Origin of the sequence: Massilia eburnea (genome assembly GCF_009720745.1) — a bacterium.
GTDB lineage: Bacteria > Pseudomonadota > Gammaproteobacteria > Burkholderiales > Burkholderiaceae_D > Rugamonas > Rugamonas eburnea.
Window position 1 is genome coordinate 141,387 of the sequence record NZ_WNKX01000011.1, and the last position, 23,505, is coordinate 164,891.

Below are 23,505 nucleotides of genomic sequence, written 5' to 3' on the forward strand. Positions count from 1 at the left end.
TGCGTCAATCTTGCCAGAATCTAAATGATTACGGTGCAAAAATGTGCAAGCGTGCTACAGTATTTGCACCATGATCGCCGCCCCTACTCCATCGAATGAGGCCGAGCGCCTTGCAGCCCTGTACGCGCTGCTGCTGCTCGATACACCGCCCGAACAGCGCTTCGACAAGATCGTCGAATTCGCGGCCGGGGAATTCGAGGTTCCCATCGCCTTGATTTCCCTGCTCGACACCGACCGCCAATGGTTCAAGGCTGCCATTGGCCTGGGCGACACCTGCCAGACGGGCCGCGATATCTCCTTTTGCGGCCATGCCATCATGCGCGCCGAGATCATGGTGGTGGAAGACGCCCTGCTCGACGAGCGCTTCCATGACAATCCCTTGGTGACCGGGGCGCCGCACATCCGGTTCTATGCCGGCGCACCGCTGATTCTGTCCAACGGCATGGCGCTCGGCACCTTGTGCATCATCGACACCAAGCCGCGCCATCTCGACCCCATGGCGCTCGCCATCCTCTCCACCTTGCGCAGCCTGGTGATCCAGGAGCTGGAAAACAGCCATGGCTGAACTCAAGCAAATGCTGCTGGTGGAACCGGAAGGCGTGCTGCGCCGGACCGTCGCCATGACTGCGCGCTCAATGGGATTGGCCGACGTGCAGGAAGCGGCCAGCACGCCGCTGGCGCGCCGGATCCTCGGCCAACGCGCCTTTCACGGCGCCCTGATTTCCATCGATGCCGGGGACGGGTTCGACTTTACGCTGCTGGACATGGTGCGCCAGGGCCACAGCGCCAGCCGCCCGCGCATTCCTATCGCGGTGCTGGCGTCGCGTTGCGACGAAGTTCTGCTCGCCGCACTGCGCGAACGCGGCATCACCCGCATCGTACTCAAGCCTTTCCGCGCCCGCACCCTGCTGGATGCCTTCACAGCCCTGGCTGGCGGCTAAGCGCCGGCGCGGCATGGCCAGCGCCGCCGTGCACCATTTCATGGTAACGGAAGGCTTCGCGGATATTGCCGCGCAAGGCCTGGTCATCCCAGGGCTTGGTATAGAAGCGGTAGATTTCTCCGCGGTTGATGGCGTTCAGCACGGACTCCAGTTCGGCGTAGCCTGACAGGATGATGCGCACTGTCTCCGGGTACAGCTTGCGCACCCGGCTCAGGAACTCGGTGCCGCTCATATCCGGCATGCGCTGGTCGCTGACCACGACCTGCACCTCGTGCGTGGCCAGCAGCGAAAAAGCTTCCTGCGCATTGTGGGCCGCCAGGATCTGGTAGCCGTCGCGGCGCAAGAGGCGCATCAGCGATGACAGCACATTCGGCTCGTCGTCCAGCAGCAGCAAGGTGCCCCTGGTTTCATTGGCCGGCCGCAGCGCGGGCTGGCGCGACTGTTCCTGCTGCAGCAAGGCGGCAAAGGCTTCCGGCGTGATCGGCTTGCTGAGGTGGAAGCCTTGCGCTTCGTCGCAGTTATAGCGCTGCAGGTAGGCCAGCTGGCCTTCCGACTCGACGCCCTCGGCGATGATGCGGAAGTCCAGGCTGTGGCCCAGCGAGATGACGGAGCGCACAATCGCGGCCACGGTGGGGTCGCCCAGCATGTCGCGCACAAAGGACTGGTCGATCTTCAGGTAGTCGATGGGGAACAGCTTGAGGTAGGCCAGGCTGGAATAGCCTGTGCCGAAATCGTCGATCGACACCCCGACCCCGACCTTCTTCAGGCGCTGCACGGTGGCCACCGCCTCGTCGGCATTCTGCATCATCATGCTTTCGGTCAGTTCCAGTTCGAGGTGCTGGGCTTGCAGGCCGGTGCTGCGCAGCGCCTCCACCACCTCGTCGGCCAGCCCCTTGTCGCGGAACTGGCGCGCCGACACGTTGACGGCCACGCGCAGCGGCTTCAGGCCGGCATCCTGCCAGGCCTTGTTCTGGGCGCAGGCGGTGCGGATCACCCAACGCCCCAGCGCCACGATCAGGCCCGTTTCCTCCGCCACGCCGATGAAGCGGCCCGGGGGAATCAGGCCCATGGTGGGATGCTGCCAGCGCAGCAGCGCTTCGACACCGGAAATCTCGCCGGTGGCAACATTCATCTTGGGCTGGTAGACCAGGAACATCTCGCCGCGCGCCAGCGCGCCGCGCAATTCGTTTTCAATGGCGGCGCGTTCCACGATGCGGGCATGCATGGCCGGCTCATAGAACTGCACCTGGTTGCGGCCGCCTTCCTTGGCGCGGTACATGGCGATATCGGCGTAGCGCATCAGCAGCTGCGGGTCGGTGCCGTCGGCCGGATAGAGCGCGACGCCCATGCTGCAGGTGACCGCATGTTCCCGGCCAGCCAGATGCACGGGCGCGGCGATGCTGTCGAGGATCTTGCGCAGCACGGCTTGCGAGGGCATCGCCTCGTGACCGTCCAGCAGCACCAGCACAAATTCATCGCCGCCCATGCGCGCCACTGTATCGGAATCACGCACGCAGGCGTTCAGGCGCGAGGCCACGGTACGCAGCAATTCGTCGCCCGCTTCGTGTCCCAGGTTGTCGTTGACCAGCTTGAAGTTATCGAGGTCGATAAAGGCCACCCATACCGTGTGCCCGTAGCGCTGGGCATATCCGATCGCCTGCGCCAGGCGGTCGCCGCAAAGGTTGCGGTTCGGCAGGCCGGTCAGGGCGTCGTGATTGGCCTGGTGCTCGAGCTGCGCCTGGTAATCCATGGTGGACGTCATGTCGGTCAGGACGCAGACACGGTGCGTGCGCTGGCCTTCCGGTCCGCCAACCGGCGCCACGTGCAGCTGCGCCCAGTAGGCGCGGCCATCCTTGCGGCGGCCGCGCAGCATCAGCTGCACATCGTTTTGGCCGTGCACCGCTTCGTGCACGGCGGTGCGCGCGGCGCCATCGTCCTGGTCGGATAACAGCTGTTCCAGGCTGCGGCCGGCCAGCTCCCCAGCCGCGTAGCCTGTCAACTCGGCCAGCGCCTGGTTGGCGTAGTCGATGGCGTCGCTGCCATCCTGGATGGCGGTGATGGCAATGGCGTTGACGCTCGATTCCAGCGCGCGGTTATGCAGTTGCAGCATCAGCTCGACCTGCTTGCGTTCGGACACGTCTTCGATGGTGCCGAGCAGGCCGATGGTCTTTCCTGCCTGGTCATGCAAGGGCAGCTTGTTGATCAGGAACCAGTGCACGCTGCCGTCCGCAAACAGCAGGTGGTCCTCGCGGTTCAGCTGCGGGACGCCGCTGCGGACGATCTGCAGGTCATCGCTGCGAATGCGTTCGGCGTTATGCGACCAGGGAAAATCGAAATCGCTCTTGCCCACCACCTCGGCCTGCGAGGACAGGCCGGCGGCGCGCAGGAAAACGTCATTGCAGCCGCGGTACAACAGGTCAAGGTCTTTCCAGAAAATCTGGTGCGGGATATGGTCGACCACCAGTTGCGTCATTTCCTGCGATGCGTGCAGCGCCCGTTCGATGCGCAAGCGCTCGGTGACATCGTGGGCAAACACAAAGCGCGCCTTGTGCCCCGCCATCAGCAGCGGGTGGGATGAGATCTCGACCTGGATATGGCGGCCATCCTTGCAGCGATGGGTCCAGGCGCCCGATTGCTGCGCCGAGCCGGAAGGCGCAGTAGACAGGTCATCGTGCAGGCGCTCGATCTCGTCGCTGGGGCGAATATCCTCAATCGTCATCTCGAGGAACTCTTCTTCGCTGTAGCCATACACCTCCACTGCCGCGCGGTTGACCACCAGGAAGCGCAGCGAGGCCAGGTCATACACCCACATGGGATGGGGATGGTGGTCGAACAGGCGTTTGAAGCGCAGGCGCGAACCGTAGGAGTCGGCTTCGGGCAGCGGGGTCACAAGACAGCGGAAGCATTCCGGCTGGTCGCCGTGGCCGGCATAGAATTCCAGCGCCAGCGTCACAGGCGTTCCATCGCCCTCCTTCGCGCACAAAGCCAGTTCGCCACGCCACAGGCCACGCTGCCTGGCTTCCGGCATGGCGTCATCGCGCAGTTCGACGGCGGACCAGTTGCGGAACAGGCCAAAGGCATTGCCCCCGGTGCCGAGTTCGCCGGCCAGCCGCCGTACGTGAGCGTTCGCGGCGAGCAAAGCGCCTTCGGCATCCATCATGAAAGCCAAGTTGGGGCTGTCTTCATACACGGCAGTGAATGCGTCCAGCCTGGTCCTTCCCGGCGAAGCGAGAGAAACCCTGTCCATGCCACCGATGGTAGCAGAACTATCCTGCCAGCAGCGCCCATCTGAGCGGCAATGCGTCTTCCCTCCATACAAGCTGCTGCGGGAAAAATTCCCAGTGCCGGCCACCTTCGTCCAGAGTGAGGCGCGCCGAGCCGCTCATCTGCAGCAAGCCGCCGCTTTCAAAATCCGGAAACACCAGCCCGGCCTTGCCATTCAGCAGTATGTTACCGAGAGTGGCAAAAAAGCGGTTGCCTTCATAGTCCGGAATCCTGAGGCTGCCGTCGCTGCCGATCTGGACAAATCCCGGCGGGCCGCCACGGTGCGAGACGTCAACCTTCATGTCTTCTCCCTCGCCGGAATAGGTCGCCACAAAAAAAGTCCCGGCGCGGCCAATGAGGTCGCGTGCCAGTGCGTCCAGCTGCGGCAGGCGGCGCGGCGGCAAGCCTGACGGTTCGCCCGGCTGGCGTTCGAAGCGATAGTCGCGTTTGTGGATGTATTGCGGGCAGTTGCCGAACGATTCGCCGACCGTCATTTCAAAGCGCTCCTGACCCAGGGCGCGCAGCCTGCCATTCAGCCGGTTGCGGCGCCGCGTGTGCAGCTCGATGCCGAGCATGCCCACGGCCGCGCCGTCGCGCAGGCCGGCCTGCGCCGGATCGTCCGCCTCGGCCGGCAGCACAAGCTGCAGGTGTTGCGGGTCCGGCGAATGCAGGAATCCTTCTTCCCCGGCACGCAGGGTGGCCCATGGGCGGCCTTCGGCGTCAACGCTGCCGAACACGGCGAAAGGCAGCTGGGCGAAGAAGTCGCGGTGCTGCTCCGGCATGTAATCGCGGATCACCTTGCGGCCGATTTCGTCCATCCGTTCCGCCACGCCCAGCGTGGACTGCAGCGCGATTTCTCCGGCGTGCCAGGGCGCGTTCATGCTGCCAACCCGACCGGTGATTTGATGAAGGGCTGGAAGCGCGGCAGCGCTTCGACGCGGGCGAGCCAGGCCGTGATGCTGGCGTACGGCGCCAGGTCCACATTGCCTTCCGGCGCGCGCGCGATGTAGCTGTACAGGGCGATATCGGCGATGGTCGGCTGGCCGCCTGCGATCCATTGTTTGCCGACCAGGCTGCCGTCCACCAGGCCAAGGATGCGGTGGGCGCGGGCGATGGCGTCAGCCGGATCCACCGGTTTCTTGAACAGGTTGATGATGCGCGCCGTGGCCGGGCCGCTGGCGATCTCACCTGCTGCGACGGACAGCCAGCGCTGTACCATGGCTGCCCCCACCGGGTCTTTCGGGAGCCAGGAGGGGTCGCCGTAGCGGCTGGCCAGGTAGACCAGGATGGCGTTGGAATCAGCCACCACGATGCCCTCGTCCTCCAGCACCGGCACCTGGCCAAAGGGGTTGAGCTTGAGGAAGGCGTCGGTCTTCTGCTCGGCTTTCATCAAGTCCACTTCGACCAGCTCGAAATCCAGGCCCAGCAGGGACAGGAACAGGTGGGCGCGGTGGGCGTGGCCGGAAATTGGATGGTAGTACAGCTTCATGGGATCTCCTTTCAAATAGTGCTGAAAGTGTGATCCATGCGAGCAAAGATGAGAATCACCATCATCGGCAATAAACTATTCCACCCGGCGGAATAATGCCTAGGGCAGTACTTCAAACAGGAGGAACTGGCTGACCTGGGTCTGGCGGAAATTATCGTCGCTGGCCATCACCAGGGTTGCATGGCCGTTGGGCAGGCGCGGGCCGAAGGCCATGGCTTCCAGGTTGTCAACGCGCGGCAGGCCAAGCGTGCGCGAATCGAGCACCAGGCGCTTGCGGGCGGGCGTGAAGTTCGCGCCCGTCAGTGCGGGCAGCGATTTCACATCGCTCGCGCCGCGTGCATCGGTGGCGTAAATGCGGACGTAGTTATGGTGCACGTCCGCGGCATCCTGCACGGTGGCGCGCTCCAGCACCAGCAGTTCGCCGTCGGGCAGCACGAGGATTTCGGAGACGCCGTTTTCGGCCTCCTTGCCCGGCCCCGGTTGCGCAGGAATCGCGTCGAGCGGATAGGCGAACTGGCGCAGCACCTTGCCATCGCGCTGGAACTGGGTCATGCGCACCATGCCGCCTGCTTGCGGCGTAGGGATAGGGCCATCTTCGTACAAAGGCCATTCGAGCGAGGCCCACAGGCTGCGGCCATCGGGCGCGAACGCCAGTCCTTCGAAGACTGCGTTGTAGCGGCTGCCGCGCTCCTCGTCCTTGTGCACCTTGAAGTTGTCCGGCAAAGGCAGGTCGGCCAGGTAGCCGCCGGCGCGCGTGGCGTGGCGGATGAACGGGTCGAGGCCGGCGCGGCGGTCGCCTTCGCTGGCGTACCACATGCTGCCGTCCAGCGGGTCGAGGCGGATCGATTCCACGTCCGCCTGTGCGCACCCGGCCGGGCTGGCGACGTAGTCTTTGCCGTCGGAATTCATGAAGTAATGCACGCCGACGAAGCGCACCGCGCGGAATGCAGTGGCATCGAAATCAAGTTCGGCTTCATAGAAACGCGCCGGGTTGTGGGTGCAGCGATCGTCGGATTCCACCAGCCAGCGCCCATGCGCGGCGTCGTAATCGAGGCCGGAAAAACCGCCCAGCATGGTGCCCTCAAACAGCGCGCGGTGCGGCACGCGCTGCTCGCCGATCAGGCGCAGCGCGCTGACCGGCGAGGCGTTCACAACTGGCGCCGGCTGCGGCGCACTGGCACATGCGGCCAGTGCGGCCGCCAGCGTGGCGGCACGGGCAACAGCTGCGAGGTGGCGGACGGTCTGCATCATCCGTGGTGCAGGCGCTTGTGCATGCTGCGCAGGCCGAGCCACATGCCGACCGCGACCACCGGCACCATCACGCCCATCAACAGTTCCGGATTGACGCCCGCGCCCAGTACCTTGGCGCCCTTGGCGGTGTAGCCGATCAGTCCCACAACGTAGTAGGAGATCGCCGCCACGGACAAGCCCTCCACCGCTTGCTGCAAGCGAAGCTGCTGCGCGGCGCGCTTGTTCATCGATTGCAGGATCTTGCGGTTCTGCGCCTCCTGCACGATGCCCACGCGGGTGCGCAGCAGGTCGTTGCTGTTGGCGATGCGGCCGGCCAGCGCCTGCTGGCGTGCGGCCACCGCTTCACAAGTTTTCATGGCCGGAGCCAGGCGCCGTTCCATGAATTCTTCCACGGTCGGCGTGCCTTCAATGCGCAGCTCGCGCAATTCGTCAATGCGGGCGTTGACCAGGCCGAAATAGGCCTTGGATGCAGCGAAACGGTAGCTGGTGTCAGCCGATACTTTCTCGATACGCGCCGCCAGGTGGGTAATGCGGTCGAGCAGCGTCTGTTCGGTGGTACCGTCATCGACCTTGCCGTCCGCCTCGACCAGGGCGCCGGCCAGGGTCGCCAGCTCCGACTCCACCTCGTTCAGTTCCGGCGTGGCGTCTTGCGCCATCGGCAAGCCAAGCAGGGCCATCATGCGGTAGGTTTCAATTTCCAGCACGCGCTGCACCAGGCGGCCCGATTGCTGTTCATGCATGCCGGCGTCGCAGATCACGAAGCGGCTGAAGCCATCGGCGTGGATGGCGAAATCGGTCCACATCTCGCCGCCATTCATGACCTGGCTGCCGGCCAGCGGCGCGCCCTGGAACAGGCGCTGCAGGCTTTCCGCGAAGGCTTGCTGCTTGCCGCCCGGACGTCCCAGCAAGACGTGCGCCGCCACCATCACCCTGCCCTTCAGGCGCAGCAGCCATTGCTCCGGCAGGTGGCGCGCCGGCATGTTGGCGAAAGCCTCTTCCGGCATCGGCATATTGGCCACGGTTTCGGCGAAGGTAAAGGTGGCGAATTCGGTGTGCAATTCCCACTTCAGGCGGAAACGGCCAAAGTCGTGGGTAAAGTATTTCCCGCCAGCCGCCGGCGCTGTCACGCCGAAATGCCCGCACAGGTCCGCCAGCAACTCTTGCTGCTCCTGTTCGCCCATGATCGCGAAGTGGGTCAGCAACGTCGGCGCTTCCAGTTTCAGGAAGGGGCGCGAGTGGATCTCGGCAGCAAGGGGCACGCGCTGCGCATGGTTCAGGCTCGAAAACACGATACTCATGGGGCTAGGCTCAGTGATGGCAGAGTCCAGATATTAACATTGTATTTACCGCATTATGTTGCACCGCAACGCAACTTAAGGCATCCATCACTTGCCGGCATCAGTGGCTCCAGCCAGAAATAGGTGGGCGGATCGCCCGGCCCTATTCTTATGCTGCTGGCATTTGTAAAGATTTCCAGCAGGCGGCCGCTGTCCGGATCGGACAAACGCAGTGCAGCATTTTCACCACGGTCAGGATCGAGCAGGTAGCGTGCCTGGCCCGGCAGCTCCTCGGCCGGCCGCGCCGAACGGCAATCCCATGCCGTGCCCGCCACGTCCTGCTCATGCGCCCCCGCCGGCACTACCTGCCCTGCGCGCACCATCATCAGCTGCTTTCCCGCGTCGCCTTCGCCCGCCATATTGAAGGCCGCACGCAGGCTCAGCGTTGCCTGTGCAGCCGCAGGTGCGTGGCAATGCAGAGATAGCCCATTGGCCTCATCGAGCACATAAGTGGCGACCACCGATTGCGGCCCGGGGCTGACCAGGCGCAGACCGACGCTGGCATCTTCCACCAGGGGCACGGCATGCCAGGGCAAGCGGTGCAAGGCACGCCCCGGCGCTGGCAGCAGATGGATGCCGCAATCGGGCGCTTCCGCATGCACCACGTCGGCCAGCCGGCCGTGTCGGTCCGGGGCACGCAGGCAGGCAATGGATCCGCCCATTGTGCTGAGCCGCACTTCCATGCCATGCCGGTTGCACAAGGTGAATATATACAGCGGCAAGCCTTCCGCAGTGTGCCCGGCATCTTCCTGTGTGATGCTTAATTCCATCCTTTAAGTATATTCACCGATCGCATATTTGATAAAATTGGACTTTATTTCCGGTCGGCAAATTAATAAATGCAGGCATCGCAATTTTCCTCTCGTACAGCCCTTGCGCTAGGGGCGGCGCTATTTATGGCGTGCATTTCCGCGCAAGCCGATGAGGTATCAGATATCAATAAAATGTTGCGCGCCGGGCAGTTGCCGGCTGCTTTGGCGAAGGTTGATGTTGCACTATCACAACACCCAAAGGATGCGCAATTGCGTTTTATTAAAGGAATGATTTTGTCCGAACAGGGCAAAAGCGCCGATGCAATTAATATTTTCCAAAAACTGACGGAAGATTACCCGGAATTACCTGAGCCTTATAACAATCTGGCAGTGCTGCATGCATCGGCCGGGAATTACGACAAGGCGCGCGTGGCGCTGGAACGCGCCATCCGTACCAATCCAACCTATGCCACCGCCCACGAAAACCTGGGCGATGTGTATGCCAAGCTGGCCAGCCAGTCTTATGACAAGGCAATGCAGCTGGCCGATCCGACCCAGCAGCCGCCGCAAAAGTCGAAACTGGCCATGGTGCGCACGCTTGCCCCGAAAGGCGGCGAGGCCCCTTCCGTGCTGGCGGCAATCGCAGCTCCCCCTCCCGCGCCAGCCAAAGCGGCGCCGGCGCCTGTGATTGCGCAGTCTGCACCATCTGCGGCCAAAGCGGCGCCGCCGGCGCCGGTTCAGCCGCCTGTGGTCGCCCAGGCTAAACCTGCACCGGCCCCTGCGCAAGCGAAACCAATCCCTGTAGCGCCGCCTGCCGCGGCACCAGCGCCGGCGGTACAATTGGCGAAGGCCGCAAGCAAGCCCGAACCGAAACCGGAGGCGGTCAAGAAAGAAGACACCGACGGTGCTGACGTCAACAAGGCCGTCGAGAACTGGGCCAAGGCCTGGAGTTCGCAGGACATGAAGGGTTACCTGAACTCTTACAGCGGAAATTTCCAGACGCCGAAGGGCCAGAACCGCAAGGCCTGGGAAGCCGACCGCACCGCCCGCATCGAGGGCAAGGGCCATATCAAGGTGACGATCGAGTCGCCGCAAATCACGGTCAACGGCAATACCGCCACCGTGAAGTTCCGCCAGAAGTATGTGTCGGACCGACTCAGCACCACCGGCCGCAAGACCCTGGTGCTCGAGAAGCAAGGCAAGAATTGGCTGATCAAGCAAGAGCAGTCGGGGGGCTGATGGAGATGTTGAAGCGAGCCGGTATCGGCGCAGCGCTTGCGCTGCTGGCGACCTGCGTGCCGGCCAAATCCATCCATCCGGCCGAAGCCCCGCGCGCCCGGCAGGATGCGGAAATCCTGCTGCTCGAAGTCTATAAGGACTTGCGCGCCGGCCAGCTGCAGGACGCGATGAGCAAGGCCGACGCGCTGGTGCAGGCCTATCCCAATTTCCGCGTCGGGCACCTGATCCGCGGCGACCTGCTGCTGATGCACACGCAGCCGGTGGCCCAGCTGGGCGCCGGCGCCAGCGGCCCGGCCGACAAGCTGAAGGACCTGCGCGACGAGGCGCGCGTGCGCCTGCAGACGCTGGTGGCGCGTCCCGGCCCCGAACTGGCGCCGCGCTCCGTGCTGCAATTGCGCGCCGACATGCGCCACGTGCTGGTGGTCGACGCCACGCAATCGCGCCTGTACGTCTACCAGAACAACAACGGCCAGCTGAAACTGGTGACCGACTACTACGTCAGCCAGGGCAAGCTGGGGGTCGACAAGTTCCGCGAAGGCGATCAGAAAACCCCGCTTGGCGTGTATTACATCACCGGCCGCGTTTCCGGCCCCAAGCTGCCGGACTTCTATGGCGCAAGCGCCCTGCATATCAACTACCCCAATGAGTGGGACCGCCTGAACGGCCGCAGCGGCGGCGGCATCTTCCTGCATGGCACGCCGGCCGACAACTACAGCCGTCCGCCACTCGCTTCCGATGGCTGCGTGGTGCTGACCAATGAGGACTTGCGCAAGCTGGAAGGCACGGTCGATATCGGCAAGACGCCAGTGGTGATCGCCGACCACCAGGAATTCATCAGCAAGGCCAAGTGGGATGCCGAACGCTTTACCGCCAACCGCCTGGTGGAATCCTGGCGCGCCGACCTGGTGAGCGCGGACAGCAAGCGCCTGCTGAAAAACTACTCGTCCAAATTCAAGTCGGCTAACGGCGAAGACCTGAAGACCTGGTACGAGAAAGACATGCGCGCGCTGGCCAGCGTGAATGGCCTCAGCGTTTCGCTCAGCGAAGTGACCATCTTCCGATATCCAAGCCGCGACGATATGCTGGTCAGCACCTTCACCCTCGAGTCGAAAATCGGCAAGAACCGCTCCTCGCAACGCAAGCGCCAGTACTGGGCGCGCGAAGGCAGCGACTGGAAGATCGTCTTCGAAAGCATGATTTGATTCCCCTGCGCCGCCAGCTGCTGACCTGCCTGGTCATGGTGCTGGTGGCGCTGCTCCTGATCCGTTTCGTACAACACGCGCAGTTGCCGGATGTTCTACTGGCCGGCCTGCCATGGCCGCAGCAGGCATTGCTGGGCGCCGCGCTCGGCTTGCTGGTGGGTGGAGCGTCCCTCATCAGCGCATTGCGCAAGCCCGGCGCAACGTCCGTGCAGCGCACCGCCGGCAGCTATGGGCAGCTCGACCTGCATGGCCTGAACCCGGTATGGATTGCGCTGGCGGCCGGCGCCGGCGAGGAGCTGCTGTTCCGCGCCGCGCTGCAGCCGCTGCTGGGCATCTGGCTGAGTTCAGCGCTGTTCCTGCTGCTGCACACCCGTGCCTATGATTTCCGCCGTTTCGACCGCACCGCCCTGCTGCAGGCGGCCGGCGTCATGGGCATGAGCCTCGTGTTTGGCCTGGTGGCACTGTACGCCGGCTTGATCGCGGCGGTACTGGCGCACACCCTGATCGACATCCTGGGACTGTATGCGGTGCGCCGCGTCGTGGCGATGTCGAAATAAGCTGCGCCCGATCGTCGTAGCGATGCAGCAGGTGCAATTCCGCATCTGCCCCACAGGAGAATCCCATGCGTTTCATGATCATTGTCCGTTCCAACGCCATTTCCGAATCGGATGCCCTGCCCGATCCGGCCATCGTCAGCGCCATGACCGACTACCACGAGAAGCTGGCGGCAGCCGGCTACCTGGTCGACGCCAACGGCCTGAAACCCAGCTCCCAGGGCTGGCGCGTGCAATACAAAAAGGGCCGTCCCAAAGTCGTGGACGGCCCCTTCGCGGAAACCAAGGAGCTGATTGCCGGCTACACCCTGATCGATGTTCCTTCGCGCGAGGTGGCGCTGGAATGGACGCTGGCCTTCCCGGCGCCTTTCGGCGAACTCGATTGCGACATCGAGGTGCGCCGCCTGTTCGAACTGGACGAACTGGAACCCGCGGAAGCGATTTCGCGCTTCCGCGAGCTGATTCCTGCCCGCTAAGCGCTTACTGGAACGCCACCTCGGCAAAGCTGCGCAGCTTGCGGCTGTGCAGCTTGTCCGAGCCCAGGCCGCGCAGTTTTTCCAGCGCCCGGATGCCGATGCGCAGGTGCTGGTCGACGCGGTCGCGGTAGAACTGGTTGGCCATGCCCGGCAGCTTGATCTCGCCGTGCAGCGGCTTGTCGCTGACGCACAGCAGCGTGCCGTACGGGACCCGGAAACGGAAGCCGTTGGCGGCGATGGTGGCGCTTTCCATGTCCAGCGCCACGGCGCGGCTCTGGCTGAAACGGCGCTCCGGCGTGCGCTGCGGCAGCAGCTCCCAGTTGCGGTTGTCGGTGCTGGCCACGGTCCCGGTGCGCAGCACGCGCTTCAGGTCGTGGCCGCCCAGCTGCGTCACTTCCGCCACCGCCGATTCGATCGCCACCTGCACCTCGGCCAGCGCCGGAATCGGCACCCACAGCGGCAAGTCTTCATCCAGCACATGGTCTTCGCGCACATAGCCGTGCGCCAGCACGTAGTCGCCCAGCTGCTGCGTGTTGCGCAGGCCGGCGCAGTGGCCCAGCATCAGCCAGGCGTGCGGACGCAGCACGGCGATATGGTCGGTGGCGGTCTTGGCGTTGGCCGGACCGACGCCGATATTGACCATGCTGATGCCGCTGCCGTCGGCGCGCACCAGGTGGTAGCCGGGCATCTGCGGCAGGCGCGGCGGCGCGGCGCCCAGGTCGTCGCCCGGCTGCATGGCGTGGCCGACGCGGCGCGTGACGATATTGCCCGGCTCGACGAAGGCGACATAGCCGTCGTTGTCGGGGCTGGCCATCAGCTCGTGGCCCATGCGCACGAATTCGTCGATGTAGAACTGGTAGTTCGTGAACATCACGAAGTTCTGGAAGTGATCGGGCGACGTGCCCGTATAGTGGCGCAGGCGCTGCAGCGAATAGTCCACGCGCGGCGCGGTGAACAGCGACAGCGGCTGGGCCTCGCCGGGCGGCGCCTCGTAGGTGCCGTTGGCGATGCCGTCGTCCATGGCCGCCAGGTCCGGCAGGTCGAACACGTCGCGCATCAGCAGGCGGCGCTCGGCGCTCAGGCTGCCCTCGATATGGTCATGTTCGGCGAAGGAAAAGTGAATCGGGATCGGCTGGGAACTCAGCCCCACCTCGAGCTGCATCTGCTGCTGGCCGTGATTCTTCAGCAGCAGGCGGAATTGTTCGGCGTAATAGCCGGCGAACAGGTCGGGCCGCGTCAGCGTGGTCTCGAAGGCGCCAGGGCCCGCGACAAAGCCGTAGGACAGGCGCGAATCGGCGCGCGCCACGGTCTCGGTCTGCACCCGGACGTAGGGATAGCAGGCGCGCACGCGTTCGGTCGGGGTCTCGCCCTCGACAAAGCGCTGCAGGGATTCGCGTAAAAAGCGGATACTGTCGTCGTAAATTGCCCGGACTTGGGCCAGTGCTGCGGAAGGGTCGTCAAACATGCGGGGTGCTACGTGGGGACGGCTGAACATTGCTACTCCTTTCTGCGGGCTTCATCCTATTATAATGGCAGCATGTGGCAGAAATATTTAATCGGAGTGATTGCGGCAGGCAGCATGGCAGGCGCGTTGGCAGACGCGCCGCTGACAGTGGCCTGGCGCGAGAAACCGCCCTACTATTATTTTGAAAATGGCGTCGCGAAAGGCTTCATGCTGGAACGCGCGAAACAGGTATTCGCCGCCGCCGGCGTGCCGGCGCGCTTCGTCAATGAGCCGCAAAAGCGCATCTGGGCCAATTTCAGTCACGGACTGCAGAATTACTGCTCGATCAGCTGGTACCGGCTGCCCGAACGAGAAGCGGTGGCACAGTACTCGCTGCCGGTGCATGCCGACCAGCCGCATGCCGTGCTTGCGGTGCCGTCGGTGGTGGCCCGTATCAAGTCCCATCCGAACCTGAAGTCGCTGTTGGCGGACAAATCGCTGACGCTGGGCGTGATCGACGGCGTGTCCTACGGCCCAGAGCTCGACGCCTTGATCGCCGGCAGCGAAAACCGCATCATGCGCCGTACCGTGGAAACCTCGGCCATGTTCCGCATGGTGGCTTTCGGCCGGGCGGACTTCCTGTTCGTCGACCGCGAGGACTGGAACTACCTGCGCCTCAAGTACCCGGAGTTGCAGATGCTGGTGCTGATCGACTTCGCCGACATGCCACAGGGTCTGAAGCGCCATATCGTTTGCAGCCGCGACGTCCCGGCCGAAACGATGGAGCGCCTGAACCGCGCCATCCTGGCCCGCAACGATACGCCGCGCCGCTAGATCCCCCTGGCGCCCAGCGCCTGCATGCGCTGGCGCCAGCGCTCAACGGCCGCCGCATCCATCTTGCCGGCGCCGCCCACGATCGTCTTGCGCACCGGGGCGATGCCGACAAAATTGAGGATATTGCGCTCCAGCGATTTAAGGCTGTGGGCGCCGTAGTACCAGCGGTAGATCAAGGCGGGCATTCCCATCGACACCACCACGCGCGCGCTGCGGCCCGCCAACAGGCCAGCGTGCAGCGGGTTGCCCGCCTTTCGCGCCAGCGCAAAGCCGGGCCGCGCCACCTGCTCCAGGAAAGCCTTCAGGCTGGCCGGCATATCGCCCAGCCAGAGCGGGTAAAAGATCGCGATATGGCCGGAATCGGCAATGGCGCGCTGCGCGGGCGCCAGCGCTGGCGGCAGTTCGCCCTCCTCCCACTGCTGCGCATTGGCGAGCAGCGGAAACTCCAGCGCGGCCGGAGTCACGACCGTGGCCCGGTGGCCGGCAGCGCGCGCCGCCTCGATGTAGGCCTCGGCAAGCGCGTGGCACAGGTGGCCGCCGGCGGGATCGGGATGACCCTGGATCACCAGGATATTCCTCATGCATCCTCCACCGTCACCAGGTTGCTCTGGGCCTCGGCGAATTCCAGGGCATACGCCAGTTCGCCCGGGGTATCGGCGTGAATCGTCAGGATCGGCTGGCCCACTTCGAGCCGGCTGCCAAGCGGGGCGAAGAAGCGCACACCGGCCGCCGCCGCGCGTGGGGCGCCGGCCAGCTTGGCCAGCGTGGCCAGCTTGCGGTTGTCCACCGCTACCACGCGGCCGGCGTGGCGCGCTTCGAGCACATGCGAACAGGCGGCGGCCGGCGGCTGGCGCAAGCCGCCCTGGGCGGCGCAAATGGCCTGGAACTTCGTCCAGGCGGCGCCCGAATCGAGCGTCTGTGTGGCCAGCGCCATGCCTGCGCCGGGCGCGGCGCGGCCGCCCAGTTCGAGCACGCCGGCCGCCAGCGTCAACGCGCGCTGGCGCAAATCCTGCGGTGCATCGGCTGCGCCTTGCAGCACCGCCAGCACGTCCAGCGCTTCCATCGCAGGGCCGATGCCGACGCCGACCGGCTGGCTGCCGTCGCTCAGTACACAGTGCACGGCCAGGCCAAGCGCCTTGCCCGCGCCCTCCAGGCGCGCCGCCAACTGCTGCGCGGCCTGTTCTGAGCGCACCTTGGCAGTCCGGCCGACCGGGATGTCGATCAGCACGTGGCTGGCGCCCGCGGCCAGCTTCTTCGACAGCACCGAGGCTACCAGCAAGCCGTCGCTATCGAGTTCCAGGGGACGCTCGACGCGGATCAGCACATCGTCGGCCGGACTCAGGGTCACGCTGCCGCCCCACACGATGCAGCCGCCTTCCTGCTGCACTACGCGGCGCATGGCATCGATGCCGATCGCCACCGGGGCCAGGGTCTCCATGGTATCGGCGGTTCCGGCCGGCGAGGTGATGGCGCGCGAAGAAGTCTTGGGCATGGTCATGCCGCAGGCGGCCACGATCGGCACGACCAGCAGCGTGGTGCGGTTGCCGGGCAGGCCGCCGACGCAATGCTTGTCCACCACCACCTGCGAAGGCCAATGCATGCGCTGGCCGGCGGCTGCCATGGCGCGCGTCATGGCAATGGTTTCAGCCAGGTCGAGCCGGTTGCCGGAGCAGGCTGTGATGAAGCTGGAAAGGTGGATGTCCGGATAGCGCCCGCCGGCAATATCGGCGATGATCTCGCGCGCCGCAACGTCGTCCAGCGGTCGGCCATGGATCTTGCCGCGCACGGCGGCGAACGAGGCAAGCGGCGGCGGATGGCGCACGGTGACCGGCGCGGCCGGCGACGCGCCCAGCGCTTCCCAGGCTGCTTCGGACAGTCCGATGTCCTGCTCATCCAGCAAATCGCCATCGACCACGTTCAGCGTTGCGGCCACGGTTTGCCCGCCGCACTGCAATTCGATGCGCGATTGCGCTTCAAAGCCTTCGGCGCGGCACACCTTGCAGTCGCGCCGCATGTAGGCAACCGGCTGCTGGTAGGTGTCGATGCCAAGGCGTCTGGCGCGTAGTGCATATCCCATGAATCAATCCTTTAACCTATCATTTCAAGCCAGTGGCCGGGACTGGGCGCGCTTGCAGCGGTCGCGGCCCTGGCGTTTGGCGGCGTACATGGCGGCGTCGCTGCGCCGCAGCAGGTCATCGGCCAATTGCGCATCGTGCGGGAAGATCGCCAGCCCGATGCTGGCCGACACATAGGCCGGCTGTTCGTCGGCCAGCCGCACCGGCGCCCGCACCGCCGCCAGCGCCCGTTCCAGGATTTCTTCGGCCTCGCTGACGTCGTTCAGGCCGGCCAGCAGCAGCACGAACTCGTCGCCGCCCAGGCGCGCCACCGTATCGTTGGCGCGCACCACCTGCTGCAGGCGGCTCGCCACTTCCACCAGCACCGCGTCGCCCGCCTCATGGCCGAAGGTGTCGTTGACGTTCTTGAAGCCGTCCAGGTCCATCACGCACACCGCAACCAGTTTTTCAGTGCGCGCGGCAAAAGCCAGCGCCTGCTGCAAGCGGTCCTCCATCAGGCGCCGGTTGGGCAGGCGCGTCAGCGGATCGATGAAGGCCATCTGCTCGATTTCCTCCTGGCGCACGCATTCTTCCGTAATATCGGTGAACAGGCCGAAGTAGTACTGCACCTTGCCCATCTCGTCGCGCACGGCGCTCAAGGTCAGGTGGGCGGCAAACAGCGAGCCGTCGCAGCGCTTGTCCCACACCTTGCCCTGCCACTGGCCGCTGCCCAGCAGCCCCTGCCACATGGTCTTGTAGAAGTCCGCATCCTGCTTGCCGGACTGCATGATGCGCGGGTGCTGGCCGATCAGGTGCTGGCGCTCATAGCCGCTCATCGCGGCAAAGGCGCGGTTGGCTTCAACGATGCGCATGTCGCGGTCAACCACCAGGATGCCTTCGGAAGTGGCGTCGAACACCTTGGCTACCAGGTGCTCGCGCGCGGCCGCGCTGCGCATACGCTGCCGCAGCAGGCGCGAAATGCCGGTCACGCGGCGCAGCATCAGCCATGCGGTGAAGGCAGCGGCCAGCACGGCGCTGGACAATGATGCGAGCGAAATTTCCAGCACGGCTGCCACGGCATCCCCTTACTTCAGCTCCACTTCTTCCAGATAATCCGGGACACGGCAAGGCCAGGCCAGCTGCTCCGCAATGCGCCGGCGCAGCGCGTCCGCCGCCGCCGGCTCGCCGTGGGTAATGAAAACCTGGCGCGGCGTGGCCGAAGAATGCGACAGCCAGCCCAGGAGTTCGTCCGCATCGGCATGCGCGGAAAGGTTGGCAATCATCGCCACGCGCGCCCGCACAGGTACGTACTCGCCATGGATCTTGATCGAGGTTTCTCCCGCCATCATGCGCGCACCCCGCGTGCCGGCGGCCTGGAAGCCGGCAAACAGGATGGTGTTGCGCGGGTCGCCGGCGAAGGCTTTCAGGTGGTGCAGCACGCGCCCGCCGGTCGCCATGCCGCTGGCGGCGATGATCACCATCGGAGCCTGGCGCCGGTTCAGCGCCATCGATTCCTCCACGCTGTTGACGATGTGGGCAACATGGCCCAGTGCATGGCAGGCTGCTTCGTCCAGCCGGTGCTGGGCGCGATGCTTGATGTACAGGCGCGTGGCGTCCACCGCCATCGGGCTGTTCAGGTAGACCGGCAACGCGAGCGGAATCGCGCCGGCCTGTTTCAGCTTCCAGATCTCGTACAGCAGTTCCTGCGCGCGGCCCACGGCAAAGGAAGGAATCACGGTCACGCCGCCGCGCGCAGCAGTCTTGCTGATAATGTCCGCCAGCACGCCGCTCGGATCGGACGGATCGTGGCGGCGGTCGCCGTAAGTTGATTCCAGCACCAGGTAATCGCACTTGCCCAGGACCGTCGGCGGCCGCATGATCGGGTCGTTGGGCCGGCCGACGTCGCCGGAAAACATGATGCTGCGGCCATTGCAGCGCAGCGCAACCGAGGCGGCGCCGAGGATATGGCCGGCCAGCTGGAAGCGCGCCGTCATGCCTGGCGCCGGCGCGAATTCCTGCCCCACCGGCACAACCTCCAGGTATTCCAGCGCGCGCAGCGCATCGGCTTCCGAATACAGGGGCAAGGCCGGCTTGTGCTTGGAGAAGTTGTGGCGGTTTGCATACAGCGCCTCTTCCTCCAGCAAGCGGCCGCTGTCCGGCAACAGTACCTGGCACAGGTCGCGCGTCGCCTCGGTGCAGTACACTTTGCCGCGGAAACCGGCGCTGACCAGCACCGGCAAAAAGCCGCTGTGATCGAGGTGGGCGTGCGTCAGCACCACGCTGCGGAGGCTGTCCGGCGGCACCGGGAATGGGTCCCAATTACGCAGCCGAAGCTGCTTGAACCCCTGGAACAGGCCGCAATCAACCAGTACCCGCTCGTCACCCAAACGCAGCAGGTATTTGGAGCCTGTGACAGTGCCCGTGGCACCGAGAAATTTTAATGTGAGCATATTTGCAGCATATCCAAGCCCACGGACAAATTGTTTGATCCAGGTCAAAGAGCAGCGCCGCAAAATGCGGCAGTGCGAAAATGACATTGTTGCCTTGCAAGGATGTAGAATCAGGGCCTTTATCCAATTCGACAGCAGGACGCCATACATGACAGAACTGAAACGGGGCCTGAAAAGCCGCCATATCCAGCTGATTGCGCTGGGCGGCGCCATTGGCACGGGCCTTTTCCTGGGCATTGCGCAAACGATCAAGATGGCCGGCCCGTCGGTGCTGCTCGGCTATGCGCTGGCCGGTTTTATCGCCTTCCTCATCATGCGCCAGCTGGGCGAGATGGTGGTCGACGAACCGGTGGCCGGCTCCTTCAGCTACTTCGCCGACAAATACTGCGGCCACATGGCCGGCTTCATGTCGGGCTGGAACTACTGGGTGCTGTATGTGCTGGTCAGCATGGCCGAATTGACGGCGGTCGGCATCTATGTGCAGTACTGGTGGCCGGGCGTGCCGACCTGGGTCAGCGCCCTCGCCTTCTTCATGGTGATCAACGCCATCAGCCTGGCCAATGTGCGCGCCTTCGGCGAAATGGAATTCTGGTTCGCCATCATTAAAGTGGTGGCGGTGGTCGGCATGATCCTCTACGGCGGCTACCTGCTTGCCTCCGGCAATGCCGGGCCGGAAGCGACCGTGGCCAACCTGTGGTCGCACGGCGGCTTCTTCCCGAACGGCGTATCGGGGCTGGTGATGGCGATGGCCGTCATCATGTTCTCCTACGGTGGACTGGAACTGGTGGGCATTACCGCGGCCGAAGCGAGCAATCCGTCCGAGACCATCCCCAAGGCCACCAACCAGGCCATCTACCGCATCCTGATCTTCTATGTCGGTGCGCTGGGCGTGCTGCTGTCGCTGTACCCGTGGGAGAAAGTGGTCACCGGCGGCAGCCCGTTCGTCATGATCTTCCACGCGCTGAACAGCAACTGGGTGGCCAATGCACTGAACGTGGTGGTGCTGACCGCCGCGCTGTCCGTGTACAACAGCGGCGTGTACTCCAACAGCCGCATGCTGTACGGCCTGGCCAGGCAAGGCAACGCACCGAAATCGCTGCTGAAGGTGAACCAGCGCGGCGTGCCGCTGGCGGCGCTGGGCGCCTCCGCCCTCGCCACCGGTATCTGCGTGGTGCTGAACTACTTCATGCCGGGGCAGGTGTTTGAACTGCTGATGGGCCTCGTAGTGTCCTCGCTGGTGATCAACTGGGGCATGATCAGCTGGATCCACCTGCGCTTCCGCGCGCAGAAGCGCGCCGACGGCCAGGAAACGGCATTCAAGAGCTGGGGCTACCCGCTGACCAACTACCTGTGCCTGGCCTTCCTGGCCGGCATCCTGGTGATCATGTTCATGACCGACGGCTTGCGCATTTCGGTCTACCTGATTCCCGTGTGGCTGCTGGTGCTGTTCATCGGCTACCGCTTCCGTGGTGCAGCGGCGACGGCGGCGGCATGAGCAAAGTCGCTTTAGTAACGATTCACGGCATGGGCGAGCAGCCGCTCGACTATGCCGACGATATGCGGCGCGCCCTGCAGCACAAGATGGGCGACGCCTTCGTCAACGTCGACGTGCACAGCGTGTACTACCAGCACCTGCTCAAGCCCAATGAGCAGGATGTTTGGAACCGCACGCGCGAACGGAGCAAGGTGCGCTACGAGCAGCTGCGCAAATTCATCCTGTTCGGCTTTGCCGATGCCGCCGGACTGGAAAACCGCAAGGAATACGACGGCTCCGTCTACGAACTGGCGCAGGAAGAAATTGCCCGCGCCCTGCTCGCCATCCACGCCCAGCGCGGGCCGGACACACCGATCGTCATGCTGGCGCACTCGCTGGGCTGCCAGGTGATGTCCAGCTTCATTTACGACGCGCAGAAGCGCGCAGGCGGCGGCGCGGTAGCCGCCGGCATCTGGAAGCCTGGCCGCATGGCCGACAGCCTGACGGCGGAGCAGCGCAGCTTCCTGCAATGCACCACCTTGCGTTCGGTCGTCACGACCGGCTGCAACATCCCGGTCTTCGTCGCCGCCCACAAGCGGATGGACGTCAAGCCGATCACCAAGCCCACTCCCGGCTTCAGCTGGCTGAACCTGTACGACCCGGACGACGCGCTGGGCTGGCCGCTGCAGCCACTGGAGGGCGGCTACGAAACGCTGGTGGAAGACCGCGCCATCAACGCCGGCCAGGGCATCCTGGACTTCATGACCAAGAGCTGGAACCCGCTGTCCCACACCGCCTACTGGAGCGCCGCGCCCGTCATCGAACCCCTCGCCAGCCTCCTGGGTGAAAAAGGGGACGTACCCCTTTAAAGGTGAATCTACTTTAAAGGGGTACGTCCCCTTTTTCACCGCTGACTCCGGCTTTTATTTTGAGAGGGTGGCTGCGGCGGCCTGGCGCTGCTGCTCGATGCGGCGGATCTTTTCGGCGACGCGGGCCAGCTGCTCGCGCGGGAGGCCGGCTTCGCGGCCGCGCTCGAGGTCGGCCCGCAAGTTGATCAGTTCGGGGGTGGCGGCTTTCGCGTAGGCGGCGGCGAGGCGCTGTTTTTGCGCGAGCTGGTAGGCGGCGTAGGCCTCGTGGTCGGCCAGCATGCTGGCGTCGGGGTGCTGGCCTTCGCTGCTGCGCTGGATCGGCGGTGTGCGTTCGTCGCCGGATTCCCGCGCTTGCGCCATCGAGATCCAGGCCGGCGCACGCGCGTCAACCGGCGGGATGGGAACGCGGCGCAGGCCGTCGCCTTCGCTCGGCGCCGCAGCAGTGGCCGCGGCAAGGGCTGGCGCGGGAGCCGGTGCTGCGGGCGCTGGCGGCGGCGGTGGAGCGGCTGGCTCCCCTGCTTCCGGCGGCATGTCGCGGGTAATGGCGAAGTACCATTGGCCCGCAATCGCGGCGGCGATCACGGCGACGATGGCAATGGCGATGCGCGGTCCTCGTTTCATTGTGCCTCCAGGATGTCGATTCGCGCCGAGCGGCGCGCCTGTTCCTTCATTTCACCCAGCTGCTGCGTGGCCTTCTGCAGTGCGATCATGCGGCAGGCCTGGTAGCGCACCGTTTCCGATCCCGGCGGGTGCACACCTTGCTCACGTTCCTCAACCAGCACGATCTCCCAATATCCCGGTTCGTTCGGGCCGACCGGGGCGCGGATCGCGGCCGATGCCTTGCCCGGCTCCTGGCTGAAAGCGAGGCTGGCCAGCCAGTCCTTGCTGCCGTCGGCACTGATCCAGCCAAGGTCGCCGCCCCGGGCGGCGTCGGCGGCACGCGACATGCTGCGTGCGGTGGCGGCGAAGCTGGCGCCGCCCTGCAGGGCCTTTACCGCACGCTGCGCCTCAGCTTCGTCCGACAGGCGGATATGGCGGGCGCGCACTCTTTCCATGCGGGTGAACTGGTCCTGGTGCTGCTGGTAGTACTTCTCGATTTCTTCGGCACTGGTTTCCTGCGCCAGGCGATTCAGCACCGGGCTGCCTGCGTCAGTGTCCATGCCGACGCCATATTGCTGCTGCAGCGCCGCCAATTTCTCGCTGTCGGCAATGGCTTTGCGCAGGTCGGCCAGCGCTCCGGCGCCAAAGCGCTGGCTGGCCCAGTGCATGACGAAGGCGTTGCCCAGGATGTGGCGCGCTTGCCGGGTTGCGACGCCGGCGGCTTGCTGCGACAACGCCAGGCGGCCCTGTACGTTCTGGCGCCGGTATACGTCGAGCAGCGTAATACTCGCTGGCTTTGCGCCGGGAAGCTGGTAGCGCAAGACCTCCAGCTTGGCGGCTTGCGCCTGCTGCTCTTCGGACAGGGCAATCTCGAGCAGCATGGCGCCGGACCGGCTGAAAATGGCGTCCAGCCGGGGCTTCGGCATCGGCGCCTGCGCAATCACCAGGCTTTCCAGGCTGGCGCGGGGAAGCGCCTTGATGGCGGCTGCGATCTCTTTTCCATGCACTTCGTTCAATGCGGCGGCCAGGCGCTCTTCGACGACGACGTCAGGTGTATAGGCTACCGTCGCCTGCGCCCTTGGCGCGGCCGCACCTGCGCGCGCCGACAGCAGGCGCGCATCGATCAAGTCGTCCAGCACGGCGCGCCGCGTCAGCGATGGCTCGCTGGCGCGGCGTTGCAGCCACAGCGTATCGACGGTGGCGGCGTACAGCGGCGCGCCATCGATGCGGGCGGCCAGCGGTGCGGCGGCAGGCGCCGCAACCGCCGCCGCTGCG

At 65.0% G+C, this 23,505-nt stretch carries 22 protein-coding genes; 9 read left to right on the top strand and 13 right to left on the bottom strand.

Annotated features, from left to right (window positions below):
• Positions 1–70 precede the first annotated feature (70 nt).
• A complete protein-coding gene (locus tag GM658_RS16080; RefSeq protein WP_155455062.1) occupies positions 71–565 on the top strand; it encodes a GAF domain-containing protein in 495 nt (164 codons plus the stop codon).
• Positions 558–941 carry a DNA-binding transcriptional response regulator gene (locus GM658_RS16085; RefSeq protein WP_155455063.1) on the top strand — a complete coding sequence of 128 codons (384 nt, stop codon included), beginning with the start codon at positions 558–560 and terminating at the stop codon, positions 939–941. The genes GM658_RS16080 and GM658_RS16085 overlap by 8 nt, the downstream gene beginning before the upstream one ends.
• Here the strand turns inward: GM658_RS16085 and GM658_RS16090 are convergent.
• The 6 genes from GM658_RS16090 to GM658_RS16115 form a co-directional block, all read right to left on the bottom strand.
• The gene (locus GM658_RS16090; protein WP_155455064.1) at positions 919–4,188 is read right to left on the bottom strand and encodes an EAL domain-containing protein; all 3,270 of its coding nucleotides are present in this window, start codon (positions 4,186–4,188) and stop codon (positions 919–921) included. The two genes, GM658_RS16085 and GM658_RS16090, sit on opposite strands and share 23 nt — an antisense overlap.
• A gap of 19 nt (positions 4,189–4,207) precedes the next feature.
• The gene (locus GM658_RS16095) at positions 4,208–5,086 is read right to left on the bottom strand and encodes a pyridoxamine 5'-phosphate oxidase family protein (RefSeq protein ID WP_155455065.1); all 879 of its coding nucleotides are present in this window, start codon (positions 5,084–5,086) and stop codon (positions 4,208–4,210) included.
• Positions 5,083–5,694, bottom strand: a complete 612-nt coding sequence (locus tag GM658_RS16100) for a glutathione S-transferase family protein (protein WP_155455066.1) — start codon at positions 5,692–5,694, stop codon at positions 5,083–5,085. Before GM658_RS16100 ends, GM658_RS16095 begins: the two co-directional genes overlap by 4 nt.
• Before the next feature lie 99 nt (positions 5,695–5,793).
• Positions 5,794–6,945, bottom strand: coding sequence for an esterase-like activity of phytase family protein (locus tag GM658_RS16105; RefSeq protein ID WP_155455067.1), 1,152 nt, complete (start codon positions 6,943–6,945; stop codon positions 5,794–5,796).
• A complete protein-coding gene (locus GM658_RS16110) occupies positions 6,942–8,243 on the bottom strand; it encodes a DUF3422 family protein (RefSeq protein ID WP_155455068.1) in 1,302 nt (433 codons plus the stop codon). Before GM658_RS16110 ends, GM658_RS16105 begins: the two co-directional genes overlap by 4 nt.
• A gap of 53 nt (positions 8,244–8,296) precedes the next feature.
• Positions 8,297–9,052: an aldose epimerase family protein gene (locus GM658_RS16115; protein WP_155455069.1), complete on the bottom strand. Its 756-nt coding sequence runs from the start codon at positions 9,050–9,052 to the stop codon at positions 8,297–8,299.
• A gap of 174 nt (positions 9,053–9,226) precedes the next feature.
• On the opposite strand from GM658_RS16115, the gene GM658_RS16120 reads away from it, so the two are divergent.
• The 4 genes from GM658_RS16120 (at position 9,227) to GM658_RS16135 (ending at position 12,505) form a co-directional block, all read left to right on the top strand.
• A complete protein-coding gene (locus tag GM658_RS16120; RefSeq protein ID WP_229416933.1) occupies positions 9,227–10,273 on the top strand; it encodes a nuclear transport factor 2 family protein in 1,047 nt (348 codons plus the stop codon).
• A complete protein-coding gene (locus GM658_RS16125; protein ID WP_229416934.1) occupies positions 10,273–11,475 on the top strand; it encodes a L,D-transpeptidase family protein in 1,203 nt (400 codons plus the stop codon). Before GM658_RS16120 ends, GM658_RS16125 begins: the two co-directional genes overlap by 1 nt.
• Positions 11,472–12,032, top strand: coding sequence for a CPBP family intramembrane glutamic endopeptidase (locus GM658_RS16130; protein WP_155455071.1), 561 nt, complete (start codon positions 11,472–11,474; stop codon positions 12,030–12,032). Before GM658_RS16125 ends, GM658_RS16130 begins: the two co-directional genes overlap by 4 nt.
• 65 nt (positions 12,033–12,097) lie before the next feature.
• Positions 12,098–12,505: a YciI family protein gene (locus GM658_RS16135; protein WP_155455072.1), complete on the top strand. Its 408-nt coding sequence runs from the start codon at positions 12,098–12,100 to the stop codon at positions 12,503–12,505.
• Positions 12,506–12,509: 4 nt separating this feature from the next.
• Here GM658_RS16135 and GM658_RS16140 read toward each other — a convergent pair whose 3' ends face one another.
• Positions 12,510–14,000, bottom strand: coding sequence for an AMP nucleosidase (locus GM658_RS16140; protein WP_155455073.1), 1,491 nt, complete (start codon positions 13,998–14,000; stop codon positions 12,510–12,512).
• A 42-nt stretch (positions 14,001–14,042) separates the two neighbouring features.
• On the opposite strand from GM658_RS16140, the gene GM658_RS16145 reads away from it, so the two are divergent.
• Positions 14,043–14,783, top strand: a complete 741-nt coding sequence (locus GM658_RS16145; protein ID WP_155455074.1) for a substrate-binding periplasmic protein — start codon at positions 14,043–14,045, stop codon at positions 14,781–14,783.
• On the opposite strand, the gene GM658_RS16150 is transcribed toward GM658_RS16145, so the two are convergent.
• Genes GM658_RS16150 through GM658_RS16165 form a run of 4 tightly spaced genes read right to left on the bottom strand, consistent with a single transcriptional unit; the run spans position 14,780 to position 19,287 of the window.
• Complete coding sequence (locus GM658_RS16150; RefSeq protein WP_155455075.1) at positions 14,780–15,364, bottom strand: NAD(P)H-dependent oxidoreductase; 585 nt, start codon at positions 15,362–15,364, stop codon at positions 14,780–14,782. The genes GM658_RS16145 and GM658_RS16150 overlap by 4 nt on opposite strands.
• On the bottom strand, positions 15,361–16,860 hold the full coding sequence (locus tag GM658_RS16155) for a thymidine phosphorylase family protein (RefSeq protein ID WP_155455076.1): 1,500 nt from the start codon (positions 16,858–16,860) through the stop codon (positions 15,361–15,363). Before GM658_RS16155 ends, GM658_RS16150 begins: the two co-directional genes overlap by 4 nt.
• Before the next feature lie 24 nt (positions 16,861–16,884).
• Positions 16,885–17,913: a diguanylate cyclase domain-containing protein gene (locus tag GM658_RS16160; protein WP_155455077.1), complete on the bottom strand. Its 1,029-nt coding sequence runs from the start codon at positions 17,911–17,913 to the stop codon at positions 16,885–16,887.
• A 9-nt stretch (positions 17,914–17,922) separates the two neighbouring features.
• Positions 17,923–19,287 (bottom strand): MBL fold metallo-hydrolase RNA specificity domain-containing protein, encoded by a 1,365-nt coding sequence (locus GM658_RS16165; protein WP_155455078.1) that lies wholly within the window; start codon positions 19,285–19,287, stop codon positions 17,923–17,925.
• A 148-nt stretch (positions 19,288–19,435) separates the two neighbouring features.
• Between GM658_RS16165 and GM658_RS16170 the strand changes: the two genes are divergently transcribed.
• Together GM658_RS16170 and GM658_RS16175 are read left to right on the top strand one after the other, a co-directional pair.
• The gene (locus GM658_RS16170; RefSeq protein ID WP_155455079.1) at positions 19,436–20,782 is read left to right on the top strand and encodes an amino acid permease; all 1,347 of its coding nucleotides are present in this window, start codon (positions 19,436–19,438) and stop codon (positions 20,780–20,782) included.
• Positions 20,779–21,630, top strand: coding sequence for a hypothetical protein (locus GM658_RS16175; RefSeq protein WP_155455080.1), 852 nt, complete (start codon positions 20,779–20,781; stop codon positions 21,628–21,630). The genes GM658_RS16170 and GM658_RS16175 overlap by 4 nt, the downstream gene beginning before the upstream one ends.
• Positions 21,631–21,684: 54 nt before the next feature.
• On the opposite strand, the gene GM658_RS29090 is transcribed toward GM658_RS16175, so the two are convergent.
• Positions 21,685–22,251 (bottom strand): hypothetical protein, encoded by a 567-nt coding sequence (locus GM658_RS29090; RefSeq protein WP_211841876.1) that lies wholly within the window; start codon positions 22,249–22,251, stop codon positions 21,685–21,687.
• Positions 22,248–23,505 (bottom strand): peptidylprolyl isomerase (locus GM658_RS16185; protein WP_155455081.1); only part of this gene is annotated, 1,258 nt, incomplete at its 5' end. The genes GM658_RS29090 and GM658_RS16185, both read right to left, overlap by 4 nt.